This window comes from Stenotrophomonas sp. HMSC10F07 (assembly GCF_001807895.1).
Taxonomy (GTDB): domain Bacteria; phylum Pseudomonadota; class Gammaproteobacteria; order Xanthomonadales; family Xanthomonadaceae; genus Stenotrophomonas; species Stenotrophomonas sepilia.
Map to the genome: position 1 here is coordinate 14,732 of NZ_KV791375.1, position 26,249 is coordinate 40,980.

26 protein-coding genes are annotated in these 26,249 nt (G+C 67.5%); 21 read left to right on the plus strand and 5 right to left on the minus strand.

All coding sequences use genetic code 11. From position 1 onward, the window contains the following. Positions 1-18: 18 nt before the first annotated feature. From sufB to HMPREF3114_RS09710, 4 genes are all read left to right on the plus strand, one after another. On the plus strand, positions 19-1,494 hold the full coding sequence (gene sufB, locus HMPREF3114_RS09695; RefSeq protein WP_019659402.1) for a Fe-S cluster assembly protein SufB: 1,476 nt from the start codon (positions 19-21) through the stop codon (positions 1,492-1,494). Between the two features lie 74 nt (positions 1,495-1,568). Then, a complete protein-coding gene (gene sufC, locus HMPREF3114_RS09700) occupies positions 1,569-2,333 on the plus strand; it encodes a Fe-S cluster assembly ATPase SufC (protein WP_049414163.1) in 765 nt (254 codons plus the stop codon). Beyond that, the gene (gene sufD, locus HMPREF3114_RS09705; protein ID WP_053496862.1) at positions 2,333-3,595 is read left to right on the plus strand and encodes a Fe-S cluster assembly protein SufD; all 1,263 of its coding nucleotides are present in this window, start codon (positions 2,333-2,335) and stop codon (positions 3,593-3,595) included. The genes sufC and sufD overlap by 1 nt, the downstream gene beginning before the upstream one ends. Further along, entirely contained in the window at positions 3,592-4,848 is a 1,257-nt protein-coding gene (locus tag HMPREF3114_RS09710; RefSeq protein WP_053496860.1) for a cysteine desulfurase, read from the plus strand. The genes sufD and HMPREF3114_RS09710 overlap by 4 nt, the downstream gene beginning before the upstream one ends. A 54-nt stretch (positions 4,849-4,902) precedes the next feature. Here HMPREF3114_RS09710 and HMPREF3114_RS09715 read toward each other — a convergent pair whose 3' ends face one another. Continuing rightward, a complete protein-coding gene (locus tag HMPREF3114_RS09715; protein WP_053496858.1) occupies positions 4,903-5,394 on the minus strand; it encodes a hypothetical protein in 492 nt (163 codons plus the stop codon). Between the two features lie 68 nt (positions 5,395-5,462). On the opposite strand from HMPREF3114_RS09715, the gene HMPREF3114_RS09720 reads away from it, so the two are divergent. The 13 genes from HMPREF3114_RS09720 (at position 5,463) to HMPREF3114_RS09780 (ending at position 18,838) form a co-directional block, all read left to right on the plus strand. After that, positions 5,463-6,002, plus strand: a complete 540-nt coding sequence (locus tag HMPREF3114_RS09720; RefSeq protein ID WP_053496856.1) for a GNAT family N-acetyltransferase — start codon at positions 5,463-5,465, stop codon at positions 6,000-6,002. Then, positions 5,999-6,331: a non-heme iron oxygenase ferredoxin subunit gene (locus HMPREF3114_RS09725; protein WP_005415593.1), complete on the plus strand. Its 333-nt coding sequence runs from the start codon at positions 5,999-6,001 to the stop codon at positions 6,329-6,331. Before HMPREF3114_RS09720 ends, HMPREF3114_RS09725 begins: the two co-directional genes overlap by 4 nt. A gap of 175 nt (positions 6,332-6,506) precedes the next feature. Beyond that, positions 6,507-6,911 carry a hypothetical protein gene (locus HMPREF3114_RS09730; protein ID WP_053496854.1) on the plus strand — a complete coding sequence of 135 codons (405 nt, stop codon included), beginning with the start codon at positions 6,507-6,509 and terminating at the stop codon, positions 6,909-6,911. Positions 6,912-7,060: 149 nt separating this feature from the next. Continuing rightward, on the plus strand, positions 7,061-9,352 hold the full coding sequence (locus HMPREF3114_RS09735) for a TonB-dependent receptor (protein ID WP_053496852.1): 2,292 nt from the start codon (positions 7,061-7,063) through the stop codon (positions 9,350-9,352). 71 nt (positions 9,353-9,423) lie between these two features. Next, the gene (locus tag HMPREF3114_RS09740) at positions 9,424-10,143 is read left to right on the plus strand and encodes a tetratricopeptide repeat protein (protein WP_005415590.1); all 720 of its coding nucleotides are present in this window, start codon (positions 9,424-9,426) and stop codon (positions 10,141-10,143) included. Positions 10,144-10,153: 10 nt separating this feature from the next. After that, the gene (locus HMPREF3114_RS09745; RefSeq protein WP_053496849.1) at positions 10,154-10,831 is read left to right on the plus strand and encodes a Fe2+-dependent dioxygenase; all 678 of its coding nucleotides are present in this window, start codon (positions 10,154-10,156) and stop codon (positions 10,829-10,831) included. Between the two features lie 164 nt (positions 10,832-10,995). Further along, positions 10,996-11,397 (plus strand): hypothetical protein, encoded by a 402-nt coding sequence (locus HMPREF3114_RS09750; protein ID WP_053496847.1) that lies wholly within the window; start codon positions 10,996-10,998, stop codon positions 11,395-11,397. 145 nt (positions 11,398-11,542) lie between these two features. After that, a complete protein-coding gene (locus HMPREF3114_RS09755; protein WP_053496845.1) occupies positions 11,543-13,963 on the plus strand; it encodes a TonB-dependent receptor domain-containing protein in 2,421 nt (806 codons plus the stop codon). A gap of 169 nt (positions 13,964-14,132) precedes the next feature. Beyond that, positions 14,133-14,771, plus strand: coding sequence for a PepSY-associated TM helix domain-containing protein (locus tag HMPREF3114_RS09760; RefSeq protein WP_053496843.1), 639 nt, complete (start codon positions 14,133-14,135; stop codon positions 14,769-14,771). Between the two features lie 40 nt (positions 14,772-14,811). Next, positions 14,812-15,330: a DUF2271 domain-containing protein gene (locus HMPREF3114_RS09765; protein WP_053496842.1), complete on the plus strand. Its 519-nt coding sequence runs from the start codon at positions 14,812-14,814 to the stop codon at positions 15,328-15,330. Positions 15,331-15,405: 75 nt separating this feature from the next. Continuing rightward, entirely contained in the window at positions 15,406-16,209 is an 804-nt protein-coding gene (locus tag HMPREF3114_RS09770; RefSeq protein WP_053496840.1) for a DUF4198 domain-containing protein, read from the plus strand. A 56-nt stretch (positions 16,210-16,265) separates the two neighbouring features. After that, positions 16,266-17,237, plus strand: coding sequence for an FAD:protein FMN transferase (locus HMPREF3114_RS09775; protein WP_053496839.1), 972 nt, complete (start codon positions 16,266-16,268; stop codon positions 17,235-17,237). Then, complete coding sequence (locus HMPREF3114_RS09780) at positions 17,234-18,838, plus strand: sulfite reductase subunit alpha (protein ID WP_053496837.1); 1,605 nt, start codon at positions 17,234-17,236, stop codon at positions 18,836-18,838. The genes HMPREF3114_RS09775 and HMPREF3114_RS09780 overlap by 4 nt, the downstream gene beginning before the upstream one ends. A 311-nt stretch (positions 18,839-19,149) precedes the next feature. Here the strand turns inward: HMPREF3114_RS09780 and HMPREF3114_RS09785 are convergent, their stop codons facing one another. The 4 genes from HMPREF3114_RS09785 to HMPREF3114_RS09800 form a co-directional block, all read right to left on the minus strand. Beyond that, a complete protein-coding gene (locus HMPREF3114_RS09785; protein ID WP_053496835.1) occupies positions 19,150-19,758 on the minus strand; it encodes a HutD/Ves family protein in 609 nt (202 codons plus the stop codon). A 34-nt stretch (positions 19,759-19,792) separates the two neighbouring features. Next, complete coding sequence (locus HMPREF3114_RS09790; protein ID WP_010483599.1) at positions 19,793-20,518, minus strand: murein L,D-transpeptidase catalytic domain family protein; 726 nt, start codon at positions 20,516-20,518, stop codon at positions 19,793-19,795. A 17-nt stretch (positions 20,519-20,535) separates the two neighbouring features. Continuing rightward, the gene (locus HMPREF3114_RS09795) at positions 20,536-21,621 is read right to left on the minus strand and encodes a L,D-transpeptidase (RefSeq protein ID WP_053496834.1); all 1,086 of its coding nucleotides are present in this window, start codon (positions 21,619-21,621) and stop codon (positions 20,536-20,538) included. A gap of 352 nt (positions 21,622-21,973) precedes the next feature. Beyond that, entirely contained in the window at positions 21,974-22,300 is a 327-nt protein-coding gene (locus HMPREF3114_RS09800; protein ID WP_032953992.1) for a ComEA family DNA-binding protein, read from the minus strand. 199 nt (positions 22,301-22,499) lie between these two features. Between HMPREF3114_RS09800 and HMPREF3114_RS09805 the strand changes: the two genes are divergently transcribed. The 4 genes from HMPREF3114_RS09805 (at position 22,500) to murU (ending at position 26,129) form a co-directional block, all read left to right on the plus strand. Next, entirely contained in the window at positions 22,500-23,993 is a 1,494-nt protein-coding gene (locus tag HMPREF3114_RS09805) for a M20 family metallopeptidase (protein WP_053496832.1), read from the plus strand. Positions 23,994-24,062: 69 nt separating this feature from the next. Continuing rightward, entirely contained in the window at positions 24,063-24,332 is a 270-nt protein-coding gene (locus HMPREF3114_RS09810; RefSeq protein WP_005415577.1) for a GlsB/YeaQ/YmgE family stress response membrane protein, read from the plus strand. Between the two features lie 64 nt (positions 24,333-24,396). Further along, positions 24,397-25,422 (plus strand): aminoglycoside phosphotransferase family protein, encoded by a 1,026-nt coding sequence (locus tag HMPREF3114_RS09815; RefSeq protein WP_053496830.1) that lies wholly within the window; start codon positions 24,397-24,399, stop codon positions 25,420-25,422. Further along, the gene (murU, locus tag HMPREF3114_RS09820; protein ID WP_070489681.1) at positions 25,419-26,129 is read left to right on the plus strand and encodes an N-acetylmuramate alpha-1-phosphate uridylyltransferase MurU; all 711 of its coding nucleotides are present in this window, start codon (positions 25,419-25,421) and stop codon (positions 26,127-26,129) included. The genes HMPREF3114_RS09815 and murU overlap by 4 nt, the downstream gene beginning before the upstream one ends. Positions 26,130-26,249: the final 120 nt, after the last annotated feature.

Below are 26,249 nucleotides of genomic sequence, written 5' to 3' on the forward strand. Positions count from 1 at the left end.
TCCACAGGCAGCCCCCCCATGGCCACCGAAACCATCGAAAACGTCGCCCACGACGACACCCCCAACCGCGAGATCCACGAGCAGCTCGGCCGCAAGTATTCGGCCGGCTTCATCACCGAGATCGAGTCGGACTCCCTGCCGCCGGGCCTGGACGAGGACACCATCCGTGCCCTGTCGGCCAAGAAGGACGAGCCGGAGTGGATGACGCAGTGGCGCCTGGACGCCTATCGCCACTTCCTGACCCTGCCGATGCCGGACTGGGCCAAGCTGGAGATCGCCCCGATCGACCTGCAGGCGCTCAGCTACTACTCCGCGCCGAAGGGCCCGAAGTACGCCTCGCTGGACGACGTGCCGAAGGAACTGCTCGACACCTACGACAAGCTGGGCGTGCCGCTGCACGAGCGCGCCAAGCTGGCCGGCGTGGCGGTGGATGCGGTGTTCGACTCGGTCTCCGTCGGTACCACCTTCCGCAAGGAACTGGCCGAGAAGGGCATCATCTTCTGCTCGATGTCCGAGGCCATCAAGGAACACCCGGAGCTGGTGCGCCAGTACCTGGGCACCGTGGTGCCGGTGGGTGACAACTACTTCGCCGCACTCAACTCGGCGGTGTTCTCCGATGGCAGCTTCGTGTTCATTCCCAAAGGCGTGCGCTGCCCGATGGAACTGAGCACCTACTTCCGCATCAACGCCGGCCACACCGGCCAGTTCGAGCGCACCCTGATCGTGTGCGAGGACAAGGCCTACGTCTCCTACCTGGAAGGCTGCACCGCACCGATGCGCGATGAGAACCAGCTGCACGCTGCGGTGGTCGAACTGGTGGCACTGGAAGATGCGGAGATCAAGTACTCCACGGTGCAGAACTGGTACCCGGGCGACGAGAACGGTGTCGGCGGCATCTACAACTTCGTCACCAAGCGTGCCGAATGCCGCGGCGCGCGCAGCAAGGTCACCTGGACCCAGGTCGAGACCGGCTCGGCGATCACCTGGAAGTACCCCTCGTGCGTGCTGCTGGGCGACGATTCGGTCGGTGAGTTCCACTCGGTCGCGCTGACCCATCACCGCCAGCAGGCCGACACCGGCACCAAGATGATCCACGTCGGCAAGCGCACCAAGAGCAAGATCGTCAGCAAGGGCATCAGCGCCGGCCGCGGCCAGAACACCTACCGCGGCCTGGTGCGCGTGGACCGCAATGCCGACGGCGCGCGCAACTACACCCAGTGCGATTCGCTGCTGATCGGCAAGCAGTGCGGTGCCCACACCTTCCCCTACATCGAGGTGAAGAACCCGGGCGCCACCGTCGAGCACGAAGCCACCACCTCGAAGATTTCCGACGACCAGCTGTTCTACTGCCGCGCCCGTGGCATCAGCCAGGAAGACGCGGTGTCGATGATCGTCGACGGCTTCTGCAAGCAGGTGTTCCGCGAACTGCCGATGGAGTTCGCAGTGGAAGCCAAGAAGCTGCTGGAAGTCTCGCTGGAAGGTTCGGTGGGCTGACCGCCCGCCCCTGCCCCTCGCAAACGCATTCTCTTTACCGGCGGGCCCAGGCCCGCCCCACGGAAACCCCCACCATGCTGAAGATCGACAATCTCCACGCCCGCATCGGCGACAAGGAAATCCTCAAGGGCCTGTCGCTGGATGTGAAGCCCGGCCAGGTGCACGCCATCATGGGCCCGAACGGCGCAGGCAAGTCCACCCTGGGCAATGTCCTGGCCGGCCGCGACGGCTACGAAGTGACCGAAGGCAGCGTGCAGTTCGACGGTGTCGACCTGCTGGAGCAGGACCCGGAAGCGCGTGCCGCTGCCGGCCTGTTCCTGGCGTTCCAGTACCCGGTGGAGATCCCGGGCGTGAACAACACCTACTTCCTGCGCGCGGCACTGAACGCCCAGCGCAAGGCACGCGGTGAGGACGAACTCGACTCCATGCAGTTCCTCAAGCTGGTGCGCCAGAAGCTGGCCGTGCTGCACCTGAAGGACGAGCTGCTGCATCGTGGCGTCAACGAAGGCTTCTCCGGCGGCGAGAAGAAGCGCAACGAGATCTTCCAGCTGGCCGTGCTGGAACCGAAGCTGGCCATCCTCGACGAGACCGACTCGGGCCTGGACATCGACGCGCTGAAGAGCGTGGCCGACGGCGTCAATGCGCTGCGCGCCGCCGACCGTTCGTTCCTGGTCATCACCCATTACCAGCGCCTGCTGGACTACATCAAGCCGGACGTGGTGCACGTGCTGGCCGATGGCCGCATCGTCAAGAGCGGCGGCCCCGAGCTGGCGCTGGAACTGGAAGCGCACGGCTATGATTTCCTGAAGGACCGGGTCGTGCCCGAGGCGGCGGTCTGATGAGCGCCCTGCTCGACTCGATGGCCCAGGCCTTCTGCGGCAGCGATGCGCGCCGCGAAGTGCTGGATGCGGCCCTGCGCGATGGCCTGCCGGCCGCTCGCAATGAAGCCTGGAAGTACACCTCGCTGCGCCAGCTCGAACGCCGTGCGTTTGCTGCGGCACCGGTGCAGGGCCCGGCGCTGGACGCCGCGCTGCTGGACGACATCCCGGCGCCGCGCCTGGTGTTCGTCAACGGTCGCCTGGATGCCGCGCTGAGCGACGTGCAGGCCCTGCCGTCCGGCGTGCAGCTGCAGCCGCTGTCGGCCGCGCTGGCCGCCGGCGAAGACGCCGTTCGTTTCCTTGGCCGTCGCTACGAACGCAGCGAAGAGATCTTCGCCCGCCTGAATGCCGCGCTGGCCGATGAAGGCGTGGTGCTGCGCGTGGATGAAGGCGTGCAGGTCGAAGCGCCGCTGCAGCTGGTGTTCGCCAGTGTGGCCGGCGAGACCGACCTGGCCTGGCATCACCGCCACCTGATCGAACTGCGTGCCGGCGCCAGCCTCGGCGTGGTCGAGCACCGCTTCAGCGTGGGTGACTCCGCCCACCTGGACAACACCGTGCTGCATGCCCACGTCGCGCGCGACGCCGTGCTCAAGCACGCCCGCGTGCAGGCCGGCAGCGCGCGCCAGACCAGCTTCCTGCGTACCGACGCGGTGCTGGCCCGCGACGCGCAGTACCACCGCGTCGACCTGGAACTGGGCGCCGCGCTCAGCCGCCATGAACTGAACGTGCGACTGGAAGGCGACAACGCCCAGCTGACCGCCAACGGCGTGCTGCTCGGCAATGGCCGCCGCCACGTCGAGACCCGGCTGGGCATCGATCACATCGCGCGCGATACCGCCTGCGAACTGCTGTGGCGCGGCGTTGCCGCCAACCGCAGCCGCGTGGTGTTCCATGGCGGCATCCAGATCCGCGAAGGCGCCGACGGCACCGATGCGAACCTGTCCAACAAGAACCTGCTGCTGTCGGCCGACGCCGAGATCGATACCCAGCCGACGCTGGTGATCGACGCCGATGAAGTGAAGGCCGCGCATGGCGCCACCGTCGGCCAGCTCGATGCCAATGCGCTGTTCTACCTGCGCTCGCGCGGCCTGCCGCAGGCCCAGGCGCAGGCGCTGCTCAGCGCTGCGTTCTGCCATGAGCCGCTGAAGATCCTGCCGGAAGCCCTGCGCGAGCAGCTGGCACGCCGTTTGGACAAGGCCCTGGCCGAGGCGGGTGTGGCATGAACCTGTCCACGCCGCGCCCGATCGAAGAACGCACCGGCGCGCCCGACTGGGACCGCGTCCGCCTCGACTTCCCGCTGCTGATGCGCGAAGTGCACGGCAAGCCGCTGGTCTATTTCGACAATGCCAACACCGGCCAGAAGCCGGTGCAGGTGATCGGCGCGGTGGACGAGTTCTACCGCCGCTACAACGCAAACGTCAGCCGCGCGGTGCACGCGCTCGGCAGCGAAGCTACCGACGCCTACGAAGGCGCACGCAACACGCTGGCCCGCTTCCTCAACGTGCGCCCCAGCGACCTGGTGCTTTGCAGCGGCACCACCTTCGCCATCAATCTGGTGGCGTATTCGTGGGCGCTGCCGCGGCTGAAGGCCGGCGACGTGATCCTGGTGTCGCGCATGGAGCACCACGCCAACATCGTGCCGTGGCAGCTGGTCGCGCAGCGTACCGGCGCCACCATCCGCGTGGCTGAGATCACCCCCGATGGCGCGCTCGACCTGGATGCGCTGCGTGCGGCGATGACCCCCGAAGTCAAGCTGCTGGCGGTCACCCATGTCTCCAACGTGCTGGGCACGGTCAACCCGGTGCGCGAGATCTGCCGTGAAGCGCGCAAGCGCGGCATCATCACCGTGGTTGATGGCTCGCAGGCAGTACCGCACCGCAAGGTCGACGTCGCCGCGATCGGCTGCGACTTCTACGCGATCACCGGCCACAAGATGTGTGGTCCGACCGGCACCGGCGCGCTGTGGGCCCGTCGCGAGCATCTGGACGCGATGCCGCCGTTCCTCGGCGGCGGCGAGATGATCAAGGAAGTCAGCTTCGACGGCACCGTGTTCAACGACGCCCCGCACAAGTTCGAAGCCGGCACCCCGAACATCGCCGGTTTCATCGGCCTGGGCGTGGCCGCCGACTACCTGCAGCAGCTTGGCCAGGACAACGTGGAAGCGCGCGAAGCCGAACTGCTGGCGCACTTCACCGAGGAACTGCGCCGTGTCGACGGCCTGCGCATCATCGGCCAGGCACCGGAGAAGGCGGCCGTGGTCTCGTTCCTGATCGAGGGTGCGCATGCCCACGACCTGGCCACCCTGCTCGACCTGGAAGGCGTGGCCGTGCGATCGGGCCAGCACTGCGCACACCCGCTGCTGCAGTACTTCGGCGTCGCCGCCACCTGCCGCGCCTCGCTGGCGTTCTACAACACGCACGCCGAGATCGAGCGGTTCATGACCGCGCTGACCAAGGTACGCAAGCTGCTGGGGTAAGACTCACAGCGCAGCCGGAAGCAACGAGAACGCCGTGGGAAACCGCGGCGTTTTTCATGGCGCCGCCAAGGGCAGGATCGAAGACACGCAGAGCTCCGCAGGCCATTGCCCAAGGTGCCCCTTGCCGTAAGGGAACGCGGGTTGGCCCGCCGATACGATTCCGGTGAGTTCAACCGCCTGCTCCGACGGCAGCGCCGTGACGGGAATTCCATTCACCCACACGCCGTCGGCCGCCCATGGATCCTGCACCGGTGGCCCCGCGTGCAGCGCAGACATTTCGAAGCTCTCAACGTAGGCACCCCGTACGCGCACCAGTCTGCCGTGATAACGCATGGGATCGGCACGCAGCGCCTCCACCGTCACTGGCAACGCACGGGACGCACTGAAACGCGGGCATCCCAGGCCGTTGGGCGCGATGCCGCCACTCTCCTCCTGCGCCGGCAGGCAAGCCAGAAGAGCCACAAGCAGGACAGTTGCGGCCAGCGCGATTCCCTTCGGTATGCCCACCCCTGCACTCCGCCTGGCATTTGAAGAATGCACGAGCATAGCGGTTGCCAGGGCCGCCGAGGGCCTCCCCCATTTGCGCCCGCCTACTGCCCACCTAAAATGCCCCCATGAGCACCCTGACCTTCCGCGCCGCCACGCCGGCCGACATCCCCGCCCTGATCGCCCTCGTCACCTCGGCCTACCGTGGCGACGCCAGCCGCGTGGGCTGGACTACCGAAGCCGACCTGCTGGATGGCGCCCGCATCGACGCCGAAGGCATCCAGGCCGACCTGGACCGCCCCCGCTCCACCATCCTGCTGGCCGAGCGCGAAGGCGTTCTTGTGGCCTGCGCCCACGTTGCCGACGTTGAGGGCAAGGGCTACTTCGGCATGTTCTCGGTCGACCCCGCACAGCAGGGCGGCGGCGTCGGCAAGCAGCTGATGGACGCCGCCGAAGCCCACGCCGCACGCGAATGGAACGTGCCGGTGATGCAGATGACGGTGATCGACGTACGCGAGGAACTGATCGCCTTCTACGAGCGTCGTGGCTACCAGCGGACCGGCATCAAGAAACCCTTCCCATATGGCGACGAACGCTTCGGCATCCCCAAGCGCGACGACCTGCGCTTCGAGATCCTGGAAAAACCGCTGGCCGGAGCGGCCGCGTGAGCGATACCTGGACCTTCGTGTGCGCCAGCAACGAGCTGCTGCCCGGTGAAATGAAGAGCGTGTTCGACGAGGTGACCGGCACCCCGATCGTGGTGTTCAACCTCGACGGCGAGCTGTACGCGCTGGAAGACCAGTGCACGCACGAGGAATTCGAGCTGTCCTCGGGCGAGTTCAACACTGCCGAAGGCAGCGTGGAGTGCGTGCTGCACGGCGCGCGCTTCGACGTACGCGATGGCCGCGCCCTGTGCGCACCGGCCTATACCCCGGTGCCCAAGTTCCCGGTGAAGCGCGAACACGACGCCGTCTGGACGCGCGACGACCGGGATTGAGGCGGCGCCCCGACCTGGGGGTATCCTCCCTGGGCTGGATCTGCAGGAGGCCCCGCAAGGGCCTTCGCAGGGCGTTCCCCGGCCGCCCCGGCGTCCCGCAACACCCCGTACATGCGAATCATTATCGTTGATGTTATTCTACGTAACATCTTCGTAACGACTTCGCCCTCGCGCCATGGCTTCGCCCGCGCCCACTGCCACGTTGTGCCAGCTCGCCCGCCAGGGGTGGCCACTGGCCGTGGCCGTGCTGCTGACGCTGCTGCTGGGCTGGTCGGCGCTGCACGAAGGACGCAGCAACGCCCCGACTACCCAAGGCTGGCAGGCACATGCCGAAGGGTTGCGCCAGGTCATGCCATTGCCGGCGCCGTCGGCAGACGAATGCCCGCAACATGCTGCACCTGCACCGGAGCCGCCGCTTGATGGTGAGGGCAACACGCCCTGCACCGGTGTGGCACCCCTGCGCGCGCCCCTGGTCGCACATATCCCGCTATGGCGCTCCGATGCCCTGCGCCGGCAACTGCACGATCCCGCACTGCGCTTGAACCCCGGCCACGCACCGCCCGCACCCCACGCCAGCTGAGGCGCCCTGCGGCTGTTGCCGTGCGCCTGAAGTCGTTCGCCGCATCGCCGGGCATCAGCTCGGCTCTACAGAAGACGCTCCCTCCCTGTCGTCGCGCTGTCTGCGCTTCGGCCTTCGCCGTTTCCCGATCCACGCCACTACCCAAAGCCATGACCCACATCACGTCCCGCAAGCACGCCCCGCGCGTTTCCCTGCTCGCCACCGCCACCCTGGCCGCAGGCTTCGCGCCGCTGGCCGCGCAGGCTGCCGACAGCGCTGATGCCGCATCCAGCAAGGCCACCGACCTGGACAAGGTGCAGGTGCGCGGCAGCTGGTTCAATCCGTCCTCGCCGAAATTCACCGCCGAACTGCTGGACACCCCCAAGTCAGTGTCGATCGTGTCGGAGAAGCTGATCGCCGAAACCGGTGCGACCAACCTGCAGGATGCGCTGCGCATGGTGCCGGGCATCACCTTCGGTGCCGGCGAAGGCGGCAACCCGACCGGCGACCGCCCCTTCATCCGTGGCTTCGATTCGCAGAGCAACGTCTTCGTCGACGGCCTGCGCGACGTCGGCTCGCAGACCCGCGAGATCTTCGATCTGGAGCAGGTGGAAGTGGTCAAGGGCCCGAGCTCGGCCTACGGTGGCCGCGATTCCGGTGGTGGCAGCCTGAACCTGGTGAGCAAGACGCCGAAGCTGAAGAACGAGACCAGCGCCAGCATGGGCATCGGTACCGACAGCTACGCACGCGGCACCGTGGACGCCAACTACGTGCTGGGCGATGGCATCGCCGCGCGCCTGAACCTGATGAAGCACGAATCGGACATCGCTGGCCGCGACGCCGCCAATGTCAGCCGCTGGGGCATCGCGCCGTCGATCGCATTCGGCCTGAACGGCCCGGCACAGCTGATCGCCAGCCACTACCACATGCAGAGCGATGACCTGCCGGACGCCGGTGGCTTCCCGTATGGCAACCCGAACGGGGCGCCGGCCTCGAAGTGGGTCGATGGCCGCCCGATGGTGCCGGACCGCAACAACTACTACGGCCTGGTCGATCGTGACTTCCAGCGCACCCGCGCCGACATCAGCACCCTGGATGCCAGCTACGATTTCGGCGGCCACAAGCTGCGCAACATCGCGCGCCTGGGCAACACCAGCAACGATTACCTGTGGACCCAGCCGGACGACAGCCAGGGCAACCCGAACAACTACGGCACCCTGTGGCGCCGTACCAACGCCCGCGCCGTCGACGTCAAGAGCTTCGCCGACCAGCTGGGCCTAACCGGTGCCTTCCAGACCGGCGCGCTCAAGCACAGCTACAGCGCTGGCGTCGAATACAGCGACGAGAAGATGACCCGCGGCAGCTACCTGATGACGCCGGGCACCAGCAACCCGCTCACCGGCAACAGCAAGTGCCCGACCACCGGCGCGGCCACCGGTTACAACTGCACCGATTTCGCCAATCCGGATCCGCGCGATCCGTGGGCAGCCACCCATTCGGTGTACCGCAGCGACAAGGCACTGGACGTCGAGCAGCGCACCAGGACCACCTCCGCCTACGTGTTCGACACCATCGAGCTCAATGAGCAGTGGATGATCAACCTCGGCCTGCGCTACGACGACTTCCGCACCACCCTGACCACTCCGGTGGCCGGCAAGGCACCGACCCGCGTGCGCAACAGCAACGACTTCCTGAACTACCAGGCCGGTGTGGTGTTCAAGCCGGCCGCCAACGGCAGCATCTACCTGTCGTGGGGCACCTCCTCGACCCCGCCGGGCATGGACGGTGGTGACGGTTCGGACGGTCTGAGCGCCGCCGTGGCCGACCTCAAGCCGCAGGACACCAGGAACCTCGAACTGGGCACCAAGTGGGACCTGTTCGACCAGCGCCTGAACCTGACCGCAGCGATCTTCCACACCGTGATGAACAACGCACGCGTGACGGTCGACAACGGCACCAGCCAGAACGCCGGCAAGAAGGAGATCAACGGCTTCGAACTGGGCTTCACCGGCCAGCTGACCGACGCCTGGAGCCTGTACGGCGGCTACACCTACCTGGACTCGGAACTGAAGGACAACGGTTTCGTCTGTGGCGCACCGGTGGGCCGCACCTGCCCGTCCAACGTGTACGTGCCGTCGCCATACAACGGCAACGTGTTCCCGAACACTGCCAAGCACAGCGCCAACCTGTGGACCACCTACCGCTTCCCGATCGGCCTGACCATCGGCGCCGGCGCGTTCTACTCGGACAAGCAGTACGGTGATGTCGCCAACACCAAGTGGATCCCGAGCTACACCCGCTTCGACGCGATGGCCAGCTACGCGATCCAGGACAACATCAGCCTGCAGCTCAACGTGCAGAACCTGACCGACAAGACCTACTTCACCAAGGCCTATGCCTCGCACTACGCGAGCATCGCCCCGGGTCGCTCGGCCACCCTGGCACTGAACGTCAAGTTCTGATGTAACGGCGCTCCATCACGGCGGCAGGGGCTCCTGCCGCCGTTTTTGTTTCCGGCGATACTCACCCCATCATGGCACCCCGTACCCCCATCGACAGCGACGCCCTGGCCGAGCTGCTCCAGCACGATCCACAGGCTGCGTTCGCACGCGTGCGCGACGCCGCACAGGCCGGGCAGGTCGATGCACAACTGCTGCTCGCGCAGATGCACATGGAAGGCAAAGGCACCGCGCAGGACGCCTCGGCTGCGCTGCTCTGGTACGAAACCGCCGCCAACAACGGCGCGCCGATGGCGATGAACATGCTCGGCCGCTGCCATGAGCTGGGCCAGGGCACCACGCCCGATCCCACGCTGGCCGCGGTGTGGTACCGGCGCGCGGCCGACACCGGGCTGGACTGGGGCCTGTACAACCTGGCCAACCTGCTGGCCACCGGCCGCGGCGTGCCCCAGGACCGCGCGCAGGCACTGGCCCTGTACACCCGTGCCGCGCACCTGGGCCATGCCAAATCGATGAACCTGCTGGCCCGCCATCTCGAAGACGGGCTGGATACCGCGGCTGATCCGCAGGCGGCACTCGCCTGGTACCAGCGTGCGGCCGAGGCCGGTGATTTCCGCGGCCAGGCCAACTACGCCTCGATCCTGCTGCAGGCCGGCCAGGTCGAGCAGGCCGTGCACTGGCTGCGGCTCGCCCTGGCGCACGGCAGTCCGGCGTTCATGGCGCACATCGTGCCGGAACTGGCCGCGTCGCCGCATCCCCAGGTGCGCGCCCTGATCGCACCGCCGTCCCTCTGAGGAGTCCCGCATGCTGCTGCACATCCCCGACATTCTCAGCGCCGACCAGGTCGCCGGCTTCCGGCGCCGCCTCGACGACGCCGATTGGACCGATGGCCGCGAAACCGTGGGGCATCTGGGCGCACAGGCCAAGCACAACCAGCAGCTGCCCGAGGCTTCCCCGCTGCGCCGCGAACTGGGCGAGATCATCCTCGTCGCGCTGGCCCGGCACCCGCTGTTCTTCAGCGCCGCGCTGCCGCTGAAGTACCTGCCGCCGCGCTTCAACCGCTACAGCGGTGGCGGCGCCTATGGCTACCACGTCGATGGTGCGGTGATGAACCTGGCCAATGGCGAGCAGCTGCGCTCGGACATCTCCTGCACCCTGTTCCTGTCCGCGCCCGAGGAGTACGAAGGCGGCGAGCTGATCATCAGCGACACCTACGGCGAGCACGAAGTGAAGCTGCCGGCCGGCGACCTGGTCGTGTATCCGTCCAGCAGCCTGCACCAGGTGCGGCCGGTTACCAGGGGCGCACGCGTGGCTTCTTTCTTCTGGGTGCAGAGCATGATCCGCGACGACGTGCAGCGCCGCCTGTTGTGGGAAATGGATGGCTCGATCGAGCGCCTGCGGCAGACCGGCGGCGACGCCGAGGCGATCCTGCAGCTGACCGGCGTGTACCACAACCTTTTGCGGCGCTGGAGCGAAGTCTGAGCCTTGCCGGGCCGGCCTGCGGCATTTTGGCAATCATTCTCATTTGCAACAGCTAACGGCTCTCATTACAATCACGCCCCGTTGGTGCCGGCCGCTGCCGGCAGACCCCTGGGGACCCCTGCTTGCTGCGTCCGCTTCGCCCTCGCCCACTCATCCATCGCAAGATGGGCACCGCCATGCGCGGCCAGCGTCCGGCGCTGGCCAGCCTGCTGGCATGGGTGGCGATGCTGGCGTTGCTGCTGGGCACCCTGCCACTGCTGCCACAGGCCCAGGCCGGAATGGCCATGCAGATGCCGCTGGAAGAGCGCGGTGGCGAAAGCCCCCTGCAGGAAGAGGCGCCGGCCAAGCTGCGCCGCTGTGCCGCCACCCCGGTGAAAGCGGCCGAGCAGGCACACCCGCCGTTGCTGCTGGCCAGCCACTGGCTGCGCACTGAACTCGAACTCGTACCCGCCACGCCGGCCATGCCCGGCGTGCGCCCGGACTGGCCGCTGGCCGCTCCGGACACGCCCTGGGCCGATGCGCCCGGGCGCCGCCAGCAACGCGGCCAGGCGCCGCCGCTCGCCTGATCCACGGCCTGGCGTGACCGCCCGCGCGGTCGCGCCTGCACGCCGCTGTCTGCTTCATCCCTGCCGCCCCTGACCGGGCCTTCCGTGCCTGCCGCGCCCTTCGCGCACGGCATCGCGCCACCCTGCATCCTTCGAGGTAACTGCCATGGCCCAGCGCCATCGTGTCCGTTCGTCCCTGTCCCGTACCCTGCTGACCAGCGCCGTGCTGGCGGCTTTCGCCAGCCCCGCCTTCGCCCACGGTGACGCCGCCGGCGCACCGCAGACGCTGGACAAGGTGGTGGTCACTGCCTCCGGCTTCGAACAGAAGGTGATCGATGCCCCGGCCAGCATCAGCGTGGTCAGCCGCGAGGAACTGAGCAAGCGCCCCTATACCAGCCTGGTCGACGCGCTGCGCGACGTCGAAGGCATCGACGTGGGCCTGGAAGCGACCGACAAGAACGGCCGCGCCACCGTGTCGATGCGCGGCCTGCCGTCCGAGTACACCTTGGTGCTGATCGACGGCCGCCGCCAGAGCAATGTCGGCCAGATCTATCCGAACAACTTCGGTGGCGGCCAGTTCGCCTACCTGCCGCCGCTGGAGGCGATCGAACGCATCGAAGTCGTGCGCGGGCCGATGTCCACGCTGTACGGCTCGGACGCGATGGGCGGCGTCATCAACATCATCACCCGCCGCAACCAGGACAGCTGGCACGGCTCGGTCAGCCAGAGCTTCACCGTGCAGCAGGACGACCAGTTCGGCGATGCGCGCACCACCGACCTCTACCTCAGCGGCCCACTGCTGAAGGATCGCCTCAGCCTGGCACTACGCGGCAGCTACTACGATGCCAAGGCATCCAACCCCGAATGGGATGCATTGTCCCTGCCCGACGGCAGCCTGTGGGAGCGCAGCATCGGCTTCGGCGGTGGCGGCAAGTCGGTCGCCAACACCAACTGGAATACCGGGGTGCGCCTGGACTTCCATGTCAACGATGACCACGAACTGTGGCTGGACTACGACGTGTCTCGGCAGAAGTACGACAACCGCGAAGGCCAGACCGGCACGCTGGACAGCCTGGCCAGCCTGTGGCGCGTCGGCAATGCGGTGATCCCCAACCCGAACGGCAGCGGCACCGTCACCCGCCGTGTGGTGCAGCCGCGCGTGGGCTACACCGCCTACCAGCGCTACGAGCGCGATCAGCTATCGTTGACCCACCAGGGCCGCTACAGCTTCGGCACCTGGCAGACTTCGCTGACCCACAGCAAGAGCAGCAATCTCGGCCGTTCTTTGCCGCTGACCCTGGACGAGCGTGCCAACCTGCAGACGCTGTGGAATGACGTCTGCCGTCGCACCGGCGCTTCCAACAACTGCGCGGCCGGCCGTGGCAATGCGCTGGCCGCACTCCATCCCAGCGAGATGGCGCGCCTGCAGGCGTTCCTGCCGCGCCCGCTGCGCACCATGGAACTGGAAGGCTACGTGCTCGACACGATGCTCGACCTGGACTTCGGCGCACACAAGCTGACCGTGGGTGGCCAGTACAACAACACTGACATGGTCGATGGCGTGTTCGGCATGGATGGCGCTGGCTACCGCAGCAACACCAGGCAGAAGCACCGCATGTGGGCGCTGTTCGCCGAGGACAACTGGGCGCTGACCGACACCCTCACCGCCACCTTCGGCCTGCGCTACGACGACCACAACGTGTTCGGCAGCCACGTCAGTCCGCGTGGCTACCTGGTGTGGAACGCCAGCGATGCGTGGACCTTCAAGGGCGGCGTCAGCACCGGCTACAAGACCCCGCGACCGGACCAGCTGTTCCCGGGCATCACCGGCTTCGGTGGCCAGGGCGTGCTGCCGTTGGTGGGTTCGCCGAACCTGAAGCCTGAAACCAGCACCAACTACGAGCTGGCCGCCTACTACGAGGGCCAGCGCTGGGGCTTCAACGTCACCGGCTTCTTCAACACGTTCGAAGACAAGATCGCCAGCGGCGGCACCTTCCCCAACTGCGAAGTGGCGCGCGTCGGCAGCGGCTACTGCGTGGACATCGGCCCGGGTTGGGCGGCACTGGGCTACAGCACCTTCACCCAGAGCGTGAACATCGACAAGGCCGAGACCCGCGGTGCCGAACTGGCCGCGCATGTCGACCTGCTCGACACTCTGCAGCTGCGCGGCAACTACACCTGGACGAAGAGTGAGCAGACCAGTGGCGCACAGAAGGGGTTGCCGATCAGCGGCACCATGCCGGCAAGACACATGGCCAACGCCAGCCTCAACTGGCAGATCAATGAAGCGGTCAGCCTGTCGCTGATCGGTGAGGGCCGCTACGACCGCTACCGCGACACGCTGCTGGATGCCAACGGCGCCAGCAACGCCCGCTACTACGAGGACTACACGATCTTCCATCTCGGTGGCAGCTGGAAGGCCACGCCCTGGCTGACGGTGAACGCGCGGGTCAACAACCTGCTCGACAAGGATTTTGTCTCGCAGTCGTGCCTGTTGATCAGCCAGAGCGAATTCAACTGCGTGGACGACTATGCGACCAAGGACCAGCGGCGCAGCTACTGGATTTCGCTGAACGCGAAGTTCTGATCGCCGCGCCCTGCTCCTGCTCCACGCATGGCGTGGATCTACCGATCGGTAGTGCCGGCCGCTGGCCGGCACCCCGGAATGCCTGCTCCGGGATACAGAACGACACGCAATTGCGAGCTATTCTCATCAATGATGTAATGGGCAGTCCCCGTCCGCTTCGAACCGTGCCGTGAGCCGTCCTGCCTCTTCCACCGTGCAGCAGCAACAGAACCGTGGCTTCTGGCTGCGGACGCTGCACCAGTGGCACTGGATCAGCTCCGCGGTTTGCCTGATCGGCATGCTGCTGTTCGCGGTGACCGGCCTGACTCTTAACCATGCCGCGAAGATCGAGGCCAAACCCCAGGTGCAGAACCAGCACCTGGAACTGCCGGCCGCGCTGCTGGGCCAGCTGGGCACGCGCGAGGACGGCAACGCGCCGATTCCGCGCCCGGCCCGGCAATGGCTGGACACGCAGCTGGGCATCGCCATCGGTGGGCGCCCGGCCGAGTGGTCGGCCGAGGAGATCTACCTGTCGCTGCCGCGCCCCGGTGGCGACGCCTGGCTGAGCATCGACCGCGAAACCGGCGCGGTGGAGTACGAATCGACCTCGCGCGGCGTGGTCTCCTACCTCAATGACCTGCACAAGGGCCGCAACGCAGGCCCGGCGTGGGGATGGTTCCTGGACCTGTTCGCCGTGGCCTGCCTGGTGTTCTGCATCACCGGCCTGTTCCTGCTGCACCTGCATGCGCGGCAACGGCGCATGACCTGGCCGCTGGTCGGCCTCGGCCTGATGATCCCGCTGTTGATCGCCCTGCTGCTGATCCACTGACTTCCACCGTGAATTCCATCCGTTCCTCCGGAGCCGCCCCATGCGCGTCACCCTGACCATCGCCCTCAGCGGCCTGCTGGCCACCTCGCCGGCCTATGCCACCACCCTCGACATCAACGTCGAAGTGCCCAAGCTCAACGTGGCCGAGTACCACCGCCCGTATGTGGCGGTGTGGCTGGAAGGCGCCGACCAGAAGGTCGCGGCCAACCTGTCGGTCTGGTACCAGCAGACCAGCAACAGCGAGGGCCACGGCACCAAGTGGCTGCCCGACCTGCGCCAGTGGTGGCGCAAGAGTGGCCGTACCCTGCAGGTGCCGGTGGACGGCGTGACCGGCCCGACCCGCCCGGCCGGCAAGCACGCACTGTCGTTCAGCGACAGGCAGCCGGCACTGAAGCAGCTGGCCCCGGGCAACTACACCCTGGTGGTGGAGGCGGTGCGCGAAGTCGGCGGCCGCGAACTGCTGAAGATCCCCTTCACCTGGCCGGCCACCGCCGCGCAGAACGGCAAGGCGCAGGGCGCCACCGAACTGGGTCAGGTCACCCTGTCCGTCAAACCCTGAAAAGGGGACGGAGGGGATTAAGTCGTAATCCCCTTCTCCTTGCCGCATCACCCCGCATCCACTGGAGTCTTCCGCATGAAGCGCACGCTCGTCCTCGCCGCCGCCCTGGCCGCTGCCCTTCCCTTCTCCGCCCTGGCCCACAAGGCCTGGCTGCTGCCCTCGCAGACCGTGATCGCCGGCAACGCACCGTGGATCACCGTCGACGGTGCGGTCTCCAACGACCTGTTCTACTTCAACCACGTGCCGCTGCGACTGGAATCGCTGGTGATCACCGCGCCGGACGGCAGCACCGTGCAGCCTCAGAACGCGACCACCGGCAAGTACCGCAGCGTGTTCGACATCGAACTGAAGCAGCCGGGCACCTACCGCATCGCGTCGGTCAATGACGGCCTGTTCGCCACCTACGAGCAGAACGGCGAGCGCAAGCGCTGGCGCGGCAGCGTGGCGACCCTTGGCGAACTGCCCAAGGACGCGAAGAAGCTGGAACTGAGCCAGTCGGTGGGCCGCGTGGAGACCTTCGTCACCAACGGTGCGCCGAACGACACCGCGCTGAAGCCGACCAACCGGGGTATCGAGCTGGTCGCTGTTGGCCACCCGAACGACCTGTTCGCCGGCGAGGAAGCCACCTTCCGCGTGCTGGTCGATGGCAAGCCGACCGCTGGCCTGGAGTTCGAGATCGTGCGGGGTGCCACCCGCTACCGCAACGCACAGGACGAACTGAAGCTCACCAGCGACGCCAGGGGCGAGATCAAGGTGACCTGGCCGGAAGCCGGCATGTACTGGCTGGAAACCGGCACCGAAGACAACAAGACCTCGGTGAAGCAGGCCGCCAAGCGCCGCCTGAGCTACGTCGCCACGCTGGAAGTGTTGCCGCAGTAATAGATGTGGACCGCGATGCCGGGCAGGCCCCGGCATCGTGCCTGCGGTAGACCACCATGACCGATCCCCAGCTCGACATCGCCCGCCTCGGCGGCACCACCATGGGCACCACGTGGAGCGTGTCGCTGGTCGCGCCGCGCCAGCGCGACCTGCATCCACTGCATGCCGGCATCCAGGCGCGGCTGGATGCGGTGGTGGCGCAGATGAGCACCTGGGAGCCCGGCTCGAACCTGAGTCGCTACAACCGCGCCAACGCGGGCCAATGGTGCGTGCTGCCGGCCGAGACCCGCCACGTTCTGGCCTGCGCACAGGCCATCGCTGCCGCCAGTGGCGGCGCCTTTGATCCCACCATCGGTCCGCTGGTTGCGCTGTGGGGCTTCGGTGCACACGCCGGCGAACGCCGCCAACCCGATGCCACCACCGTACAGGCCACGCGCGAGCGCTGCGGTTGGCAGCGCCTGCAATGGCGCGGCGATGCGCTGCTGCAGCCGGGCGGACTGCAACTGGATCTCTCTGCGATCGCCAAGGGCTTCGGCGTCGATCACGTGGCTGCCTGGCTGCGTGGGCAAGGCATTGCGGCAGCGCTGATCGAAGTCGGCGGCGAGCTGGCCGGCTACGGCCGCAAACCGGATGGCCATCCCTGGCGCGTGCTGGTGGAATCCGCACCCGAAGAAGACGCGCACACCGAAACACCACTGCGGGTGCTGGCGCTGGATGGCAAGGCGGTCGCCACCTCCGGCGATCGCTGGCATCAGTACCAGGCCGATGGCGAGGCCTACAGCCACAGCCTCGACCCGCGCAGCGGCAGGCCGGTTCGCCAGGTTGCAGCGGCGGTGACGGTGGTCGCCGACGACGCGATGCATGCTGATGCCTGGGCCACCGCACTGACCGTACTCGGCCGCGAGCACGGCATGGCGCTGGCCGAACGCGAAGGACTGGCCGCGCGCTACCTGCATCGCGCAGCGGATGGCCCACTCGAATTTCTCAGCAGCGCCTTCCAGCGCCTGCTCGACGAGCAAGGCGCATGAGCACCCGTCCGTCGCGCGCGTGGCTCGGCAACGCTCTGGTGCTGTTCCTGCTGGCAGTGATCGGCTGGGCGCTGCTGCGGCTGCATCTGGGCGAAGCCTGGTGGCAGGGCGCGCCACCGGCGCGGCAGTCGCAGATCGCGGTGCTCGCTACGGCGTTGTATGCGCTGGCCTGCGCCGCACTGTGGTGGCGTGGGCGACCGCGCGACCATGCTGCCTTCGGCGATGCCGCACCGATCCTGCTGGTCTGGTCCAGCCAGACCGGCTTCGCCCGCGAACTGGCCGAACGCAGTGGCGAGGCATTGCGTGGTGCCGGCGTGCCGGTGCGCGTGCGCGGTCTGCATGAGGTCGACGCCGCCTTGCTGGCCGGCAGCCAGCGTGCATTGTTCATCGCCAGCACCACCGGTGAGGGCGATCCGCCTGACCACGCGCTGCCGTTCCTGCGCGATGTCATGGTCTCGTCGCCTTCACTGCCGCACCTGCACTACGGCGTGCTCGCGCTGGGCGACCGCAGCTACGGCCACTTCTGCGGATTCGGCCACCAGCTTGACCAATGGCTGCGGCAGCACGGCGCGCATCCGCTGTTCGATGCGATCGAGGTCGACAACGCCGATCCGGCAGCGCTGCGTCATTGGCAACAGCTGCTGGGACAACTCGGTGGTGGCGCCAGTGAACTGCCCGACTGGAGCCCGGCCGAATACCAGCCGTGGACGCTGCTGCAGCGCGAACATCTGAACCCGGGCAGCCCCGGCGGTCCAGTGTACTGGTTGCGCCTGCGGCCACCGGCCGGCGCAGATGTGCAGTGGCAGGCCGGCGACATCGCCGAGATCGGCCCGCAGCATGCGTCGCACACCGTGCGTGCCTGGCTGGACGCACAGCGCTTCGATGCGGACAGGGTGCTGGATGACGGACAGACGTTGCTGGCACGCGTCGCGCACTCGCACCTGCCTTCATTGGTCCCCCCGGGCGATCTGCCCGCGCTGCTGGCGACCCTGCAGCCGCTGCCGCATCGCGAGTACTCCATCGCCTCAGTGATGGCCGACGGCGCGGTGGAGCTGCTGCTGCGTCGCCAGCTACGCGCCGATGGAACACCCGGCATCGGCAGCGGCTGGCTGTGCGACCACGCCGCACTTGGCGAACCGGTGCAACTGCGCCTGCGCCGCAACGACAATTTCCATGGCGTCGCCGCCGAGGTACCGCTGCTGCTGATCGGCAACGGCACCGGCATCGCCGGCCTGCGCGCACACCTGCACGAACGCGTACGCAGTGGCGCGCGCCGTACCTGGCTGCTGTTCGGCGAGCGCACCGCCGCGCATGACTTCCATTTCGGCGAAGAGCTGCAGGCGATGCTGGCCGACGGCACGCTGGCGCGGCTGGATGCTGTGTTCAGCCGCGATGGCGGTGTGCATCGCTATGTGCAGGACCGCCTGCTGGCCGAAGCAGCAACACTGCGGCAGTGGGTGGATGAAGGCGCGACGATCCTGGTCTGTGGCAGCCTGCAGGGCATGGCCCCGGCGGTGGATGCGGTGATCGAGCAGGTGCTGGGGACTGCGGACAAGGAAGCGCTACTGCTGGCCGGTCGTTACCGGCGCGATGTGTATTGAGGTCGCCGCATCCACGCATGGCGTGGATCTACAGCGGGTTCGAGCTGCCTCCTGGTGGGTGCGAACCTTGGTTCGCACCATGACGCGACATTGGCGGCCCCATCCACGCATGGCGTGGATCTACTGAACGGCATCGACGCGTGCGAACCGCTTTCTGGTGGGTGCGAACCTTGGTTCGCATCATGACGCGGTGTCGGTGGCCCCATCCACGCATGGCGTGGATCTACTGGACGGCGCGTCCAGGCAGGGTGGCAACCGCATGTGCAGTAGATCCACGCCATGCGTGGATATCGCCAACAGGCGCCCAGGAATCATCCCTCTGCCGCACTCACCCGGATCGCCAACAACTCGCCCCCGCCCTGCAACGCGTGCCGCTGCCGTTCACCCGCTGACAGCCACGCGGTATCGCCGGCCTGCAGCGGCGGCAGGCCACTGTCGGCACCGAACTCGGCATGACCGGCCAACAGGTAAAGCGCCCAGGCAACACCTGGTTCGCAGAAGAAGAACATGCTGCCCACCAGTGGCCGGTGCAGGAGTTCGGCCTGCAGCAGGTCGCGCTTCCACATCAGGTTGAAGTCGTGCGTGGTGCCGTCGACCAGTTCGCCGTGCAGCGTTTCCTCGCCGGCAAAGCGCACGCGCCCGTGCGGCGGCAGGACTTCCGCCAGACGGCCATCCTCGAAGCGAAGACACACGCCATTGCCCTGCAGCAGCACCAGTTCGCGCTCCACGCCGGGGAAGGCGGAGAACGCCGCGTCCTGCTCGATCTCGGCCACCGACAGGCGCAGCGCCCAGTCGTCGCCCTGCGCGGGCAGACGCAGGATCTCGCGGGTCCAGCCCAGGCCGTTGCGCCAGCGTTCGCGGCGATAGTCCAGGTGGGAGATCACCCGGCTCGGAGTGTGCAGCAGGGAGTCGACGTTCATCGGCGCATTGCATCACGCCGCGCGCCATCGTGCATCACCGCGTGGCGAGCGTGCCCTGGCCGCCGCACCCGCCGGCCAGCAGCTGCGAGTGTTTCAACCAGTCCTGGTCGGGGTAATAGGCGAACACCATCGTGCCGCCACGCAACGCATCGATCAGTGGCTTGGCCACCGACAGGCGCACCGCCGGGCAGCCCAGGCTGCGGCCCAGCCGCCCCTGCAACTGCGCGGTGGCCGGGTTCACATACGGCGCGCCGTGGATGACGATCGCGCGATCGCGCGCGCGGTCATTGAAGCCCGGCTCCAGCCCGGCCAGGCGCAGCGAATAGCCGTTGCCGCCCATGTAGGTCTCCTGCGCGGTGAACGCGCCGAGGCTGGACATGAAACTGCCATCGCGGTTGGAGAAGTGCTCGGTGCGGTTCTCGCCGCTGTTGCGGCCATGCGCCACCCATTCCTCGAACAGCAGGCGCTGGTGGGCCAGGTCGAACACCCACAGGCGCGGCTCGGTGGACGGTCGCGAGTAATCGATAACGCTCAGTCGATCACCGTTGATGCCAAGCTCCGGCCGCTGCAACGCACAGCGCATGGCGTGCGCCGCCAGCTGCAACACGTGGCGGTCGGCCTTGGGCGCACTGCGCGACAGCAGGGCAGCCAGATCATCGGCACTGGTGGCGAGGGCGGGCGTCTGTGCCAGCGCCGGGGCGCTGGCGGAGGTCGCCAGCAGGCCGAACGCGGCCAGCCGGCACAGGCGGGATGCAGTCATGGGCACAACGAAGGGACTCAGTTGCCCTTGAGGGTGGACCCTGGCGGCTCGGATTCCAAGACCGGCTGCATTCCGGATTCAGCCGGGCTTGGGCGGACCGCCGGCAGCGAGGTGACCAGCAGGGTCGTGCCCGGCACCAGTACCTGGTACAGCTGGCGGGCGAACTCGGCCGGCAGCGCCATCGGCAGCGAGGGCGTGGCCAGCAGGTCCGGGGTGGCCCGGGCGCGGTCCTGGCCCAGCAACGGGTAGGCCGTCCACTGGTGCAGGCGCTGGTTCGCGTCCAGCGGGCTGGGCGTATCGCTGAAACCCTGCCCCATCACGAACAGGGTGGTGCCCTGGAAGGCCGGCAGCGCGTCGGCCTTCAGCGGCGACTCGCCGATCATCACGCCATCGCGCAGCACGTACAGGCGCTGGTCGTGCAGGCTGACCAGGATGCCGACCTGCCCGGTCGGCGCCGCGTTGTCGTTCCACCAGGCCTGTGCCGGCGCCCCACCCTCCGTCTCCGGCAGGACCTGGCCGCGTGCATTGACCGGTGCCAGCACCGACGGATAGGCCAGGGTCATCGGCGAGCTCTTGGCATCGGCCACCACGACGGTATCGCCGCGCTGGGTTTCGCTGAACAGCTTCTGCGCGAAGGCCTGCGGCAGGCGCACGCAGCCGTGCGAGGCCGGATGCCCGGGCAGGCTGCCGCCATGCAGGGCGATGCCGTCCCAGGTCAGCCGCTGCATGTACGGCATCGGCGCGCTGTTGTAGAGGTTGGACTTGTGGTCCTTGTCCTTCTGCAGGATGGTGAACACACCGGTCGGTGTCTCGTGCCCGGCCTTGCCCGAGCTGATCGTGGTCAGGCCGATGGCAATACCGTTGCGGTAGACGTAGGCACGCTGCTCATCGAGGCTGACCACCAGCACGATCGGGCCGGTCGGCGAGATTTCCGGATGCCACAGGTATTCGCCCGGCTTCAGGTCGGTCGGCCCGCGCACTTCGGCGGTGCCGGCAGTGGCAGCTGCGGGCTTGGCAGCCGGTGCCGGCGCAGCGGCATGGGCCAGCAGCGGCAGGGCCAGTGCCAGGGCGAGCATCAGGGTGGTGGGGCGGTGCGGAAGCATCCAGCGGGGGTCCTTTCCATGCAGAGCGGCCACCGTACACCATCGGCCCGTGGTGGCCGCGGCAAAACCAGGCGCCGGAAATGAAACTGCCCGGCGACACAGCCATGTGTCGTACCGGGCAATCGTTACGTCCTTGTCGGCCTGCTGCCGCCCCCTCGCATCCTGCGCTGTGGGGGCAGCGTTGCATCCTGCACGCGGCCGCGTCTGTCCTGTTTGTATCTCAGCCCCTTCCACAGGTCTGTGATGCCACCATCCTGGTGATTGGTGCCGCGTCCTGCGGCGGTCGGTGGTCACGGCCTTCCTGTCCGCGACCGCTGAACCAGCCTCCTGCCGGTTCCGACGATTCCTGCTGTCAGCGCCTGGGTACGGTCCGCACCGGTACCGATCCGGGTACCGGATCCGCCGGCAACAACCTGTTGCCTACGGTGATCCGCTGTCGATTCCGTTCGACGATCGCTTTCCCTATCCCCTTCACCTGCGCCAGGTCCTCGACGCGATGAAACGGGCCGTGTCTGCGCCGGTGCTCGACGATCGCCTCGGCCTTGGCGGCTCCGACCATCGTCAATCCCTGCTGCAGCGCCTGGGCATCGGCGCGGTTGATGTCGATCGGTTCGGCGGCATGCGCCCCAGCGATCCCCACTACCAGCACCAGTGCCCTCAACACGACACTCCAAGGCACGACGTGTATCTCCCTGTGATTCTGGCCGCCCCGACCGGCAATCCCGTCGGCAGGAACAGTGTCCGTCACCACATGTGCACAGCCTATCGGTTTCCCGGATTTCCGTAAGCCAGCCAAATACCCGACGTGATGTAGGAAAAACCCTACCCATGGCACAGGCGTAGAATGGCCGGATCAGCCCATGCAACCGGAGTTTCAGATGGACAGCGCCAAGCTCGGCCAATTCGTCAATGACAAGTGGGACAGCGAAATCGTCCCGCAGTTGGTCGACTACATCCGCATTCCCAACAAGTCGCCGATGTTCGACGCCAATTGGGTGCAGAACGGCTATATGGAACAGGCGGTCACCCTGATGGAGAACTGGGCCAGGGCCCAGCAGCTGCCCGGCCTGAAGGTTGAAGTGGTGCGCCTGGAAGGCCGCACGCCGCTGATCTTCCTGGAAATTCCAGCGACCGGCGCCGAAACCGGCGACGACACCATCCTGCTCTACGGCCATCTGGACAAGCAGCCGGAAATGACTGGCTGGGATGACGATCTCGGCCCGTGGACGCCGGTCCTTCGCGGCGACAAGCTGTATGGCCGCGGCGGTGCGGACGACGGCTACGCCATCTTCGGCTCGCTGGCCGCGGTGCTGGCGCTGCAGGCCCAGGGCCTGCCGCACGCCCGCTGCGTGGTGCTGATCGAGGCCTGCGAAGAGTCCGGCAGCTACGACCTGCCGGCCTACGTCGACCACCTGGCCGAGCGCATCGGCAAGCCCTCGCTGGTGGTCTGCCTGGATTCGGGCTGCGCCAACTACGACCAGCTGTGGTGCACCACCTCGCTGCGCGGCCTGACCGGCGGCAACTTCACCGTGAAGGTGCTCAACGAAGGCGTGCATTCCGGCGATGCCTCCGGCGTTGTGCCGTCCAGCTTCCGCCTGCTGCGCCAACTGCTGTCGCGCATCGAGGACCAGGACACCGGCCGTATCCTGATCGACGGCATGAACGTCGAAATCCCCGCCGAGCGCCAGGAACAGGCCAGGCGCGCTGCCGAAGTGGTCGATACCGAGATCTTCGAGAAGTTCCCCATGGTCGACGGCCTGCGTCCGATGAACGAGGACCTGACCGAGCTGGTGCTCAACCGCACCTGGCGCCCGGCGCTGTCGGTCACCGGCGTGGGCGGCATGCCGCCGCTGGAATCGGCCGGCAACGTGCTGCGCCCGCAGACCTCGGTGAAGCTGTCGCTGCGCCTGCCACCAACCGCCGATGGCAAGACCTGCGGCGAGCTGCTGAAGGAAGCGCTGCTGCGCGACCCGCCGAACGGCGCGCAGGTCACCCTGGACCTGGAAAAGGCCTCCACCGGCTGGAACGCCCCGGCCATGGCGCCGTGGCTGACCCAGGCCATCGACGATGCCAGCCAGGCCTTCTTCGGCAAGCCGGCAATGTACATGGGCGAAGGCGGCTCGATCCCGTTCATGGGCATGCTCGGTGAGAAGTTCCCGGGTGCGCAGTTCATGATCACCGGCGTGCTCGGTCCGCACTCCAATGCGCACGGCCCGAATGAGTTCCTGCACATCCCGATGGGCAAGAAGGTCACCGCCTGCGTGTCCAAGGTGATCAGCGAGCACTACGCCGCCAGCCTGCGTGGCGAGACCAGCGGTTCGCCGGTGGCTGCCGACAGCGGCACCCGCCACGGCGACCACGGCTGCTGCTGATCCGGCACCGGTGACGGACGCAGCCTGGCCTTGCTAGGCTGCGTCCACACTCAAGCGGAATCCGCGCGCATGAATGGTCTGTTCGGCAGCAGCAGCTGGTTGTACATCCTGCTGGTCGGCTTCTTCGTCGGCCTGCTCGGGCGTTTCTTCATGCCCGGCAACAACCGCATGGGCTGCCTGCTGACCATCGTGCTGGGCATCCTCGGTGCGCTGCTGGCCGGTTGGTTCGGCCAGTACATGGGCTGGTACGCCCCCGGCGAACCGGCCGGTTTCCTCGGTGCGGTGGTCGGCGCGGTGGCCGTGCTGGCCGTCCTCCGCCTGTTCAGCGGCCGCCGCTGACCCCGTCCCCGCTTCCCTTCCTGTTCCCGACGTTGGCGCGCCCAGCGCCCCCGGATATGCCCGCATGACCGAACCCGCCTCCGATCCCCAGCGCAGCGCGCGGCGCCTGCAGTGGGCCCGTACCCAGCTCGACGATGCCAGCGCGGTGGTCGAGCGCGCTTCGGTCGATGCCGGCATGCGCAGCTACTGGCGCACCACCAGCACCCGTGGCAGCCACGTCGTGATGGACGCCCCACCGGGGCTGGAAGATCCGCGGCCGTGGCTGCGCATGCGCGGCCTGCTGCACGACCACGGCCTGCGCGTGCCCGCGCTGTTGGCACAGGACCTGGAGGCCGGCTTCCTGCTGCTGGAAGATCTCGGCGGTCCGACCCTGGCCAGGATCCTCGACGCGCGCAATGCCGATGAATGGTTTGGCCGCTCGATCGAACAGCTGCTGCGCCTGCAGGCGATTGCGGTGCCAGCCGACTTCGGCCAGTTCGGCGAGGCGCTGCTGCAACGCGATGCCGGGCTGTTCGACGAATGGTTCCTGCAGCGGCACCTGAACCTGGAACTGGACTGCGGTGAGCTCGAGGGGCTGCAGCGGGTGCATCGCCGGTTGATGGACAACGCGCTGGGCCAGGCCCAGCTGATGACCCACCGCGATTACATGCCGCGCAACCTGATGCCGGTCGACGACGGCCCCGCGGTGCTGGATTTCCAGGACCTGGTGCGTGGCCCGATCGCCTACGACGCGGTGAGCCTGTTCAAGGACGCCTTCCTGAGCTGGCCGCTGCAGCGCGTTGACGAGTGGCTGGCGCAGTACCACGAACGCGCGCGCGACGCCGGCCTGCCGGTGCCCGACCGCGCCACCTTCCTGCGCGATGCCGACTGGATGGGCATCCAGCGCCACGTGAAGATCCTCGGCCTGTTCTGCCGCCTGCGCTACCGCGACAACAAGGGCCATTACCTGGACGACGCACCGCGCTTCATCGGCTATCTGGATGAAGTGCTGCCACGCTATCGCGAGCTGGCCCCCCTGCAGCAGCTGCTGGAAAACCGCATCAAGCCGGCGCTGGCCGACCTGGGCGCACCAATGCGTGTGGCCCGATGAAGGCGCTGGTGTTTGCCGCCGGGCTCGGCGAGCGCATGCGCCCGCTGACCCTGCACACACCCAAGCCGCTGCTGGAAGTGGCCGGCAAGCCGTTGATCGTCTGGCACCTGGAACGCCTGGCGGCGCTCGGCGTGCGCGAGGTAGTGGTCAACACCGCGTGGCTGGCCGAGCAGTTCCCGGCGACGCTGGGTGATGGCAGCCAGTGGGGCCTGCGTCTGCATTTCCTTTACGAAGGGCAGACCCCGCTGGAAACCGGCGGCGGCATCCTCAACGCATTGCCGGTGCTGGGCGATGCCCCGTTCCTGGTGGTGAACGGCGATATCTGGACCGATTTCGATTTCGCCACGCTGCCGCGCGAGCCGCAGGGCCAGGCACACCTGGTGCTGGTCGACAATCCGGCGCAACACCCCGACGGTGACTACCGACTCGATGCGCAGGGCCTGCTGCACCACGACCGCGCAGGGCCGTGCCTGACCTATGCCGGCATCGGCGTGTATCGCCCCTCCATCGTGGCCGACTGGCACACGGTGATCGGCGATGCGCCGGGTAGCGAGCGTGTTCCGCCGAAGTTCTCGGTGGTGCCGTTGCAGAAGCATTTCATGGCGCAGGGGTTGATGACGGGGCAGCACCATCGCGGGCGTTGGACCGATGTCGGGACCGTGGATCGGCTGCGCGCGCTGGATGCTGAGTTGGCGGCGAACGGCTGAGCCCCTCGTGGCTGGATGTTTTGAGAGCAGAAGCCTTGCTTGGCCGGGCGGGGTGGATTCGCGGGGGACGCCGTGAACCCGTCCCCGGGGGCTTGGCCGCGGCATCCATGCCGCGGACAC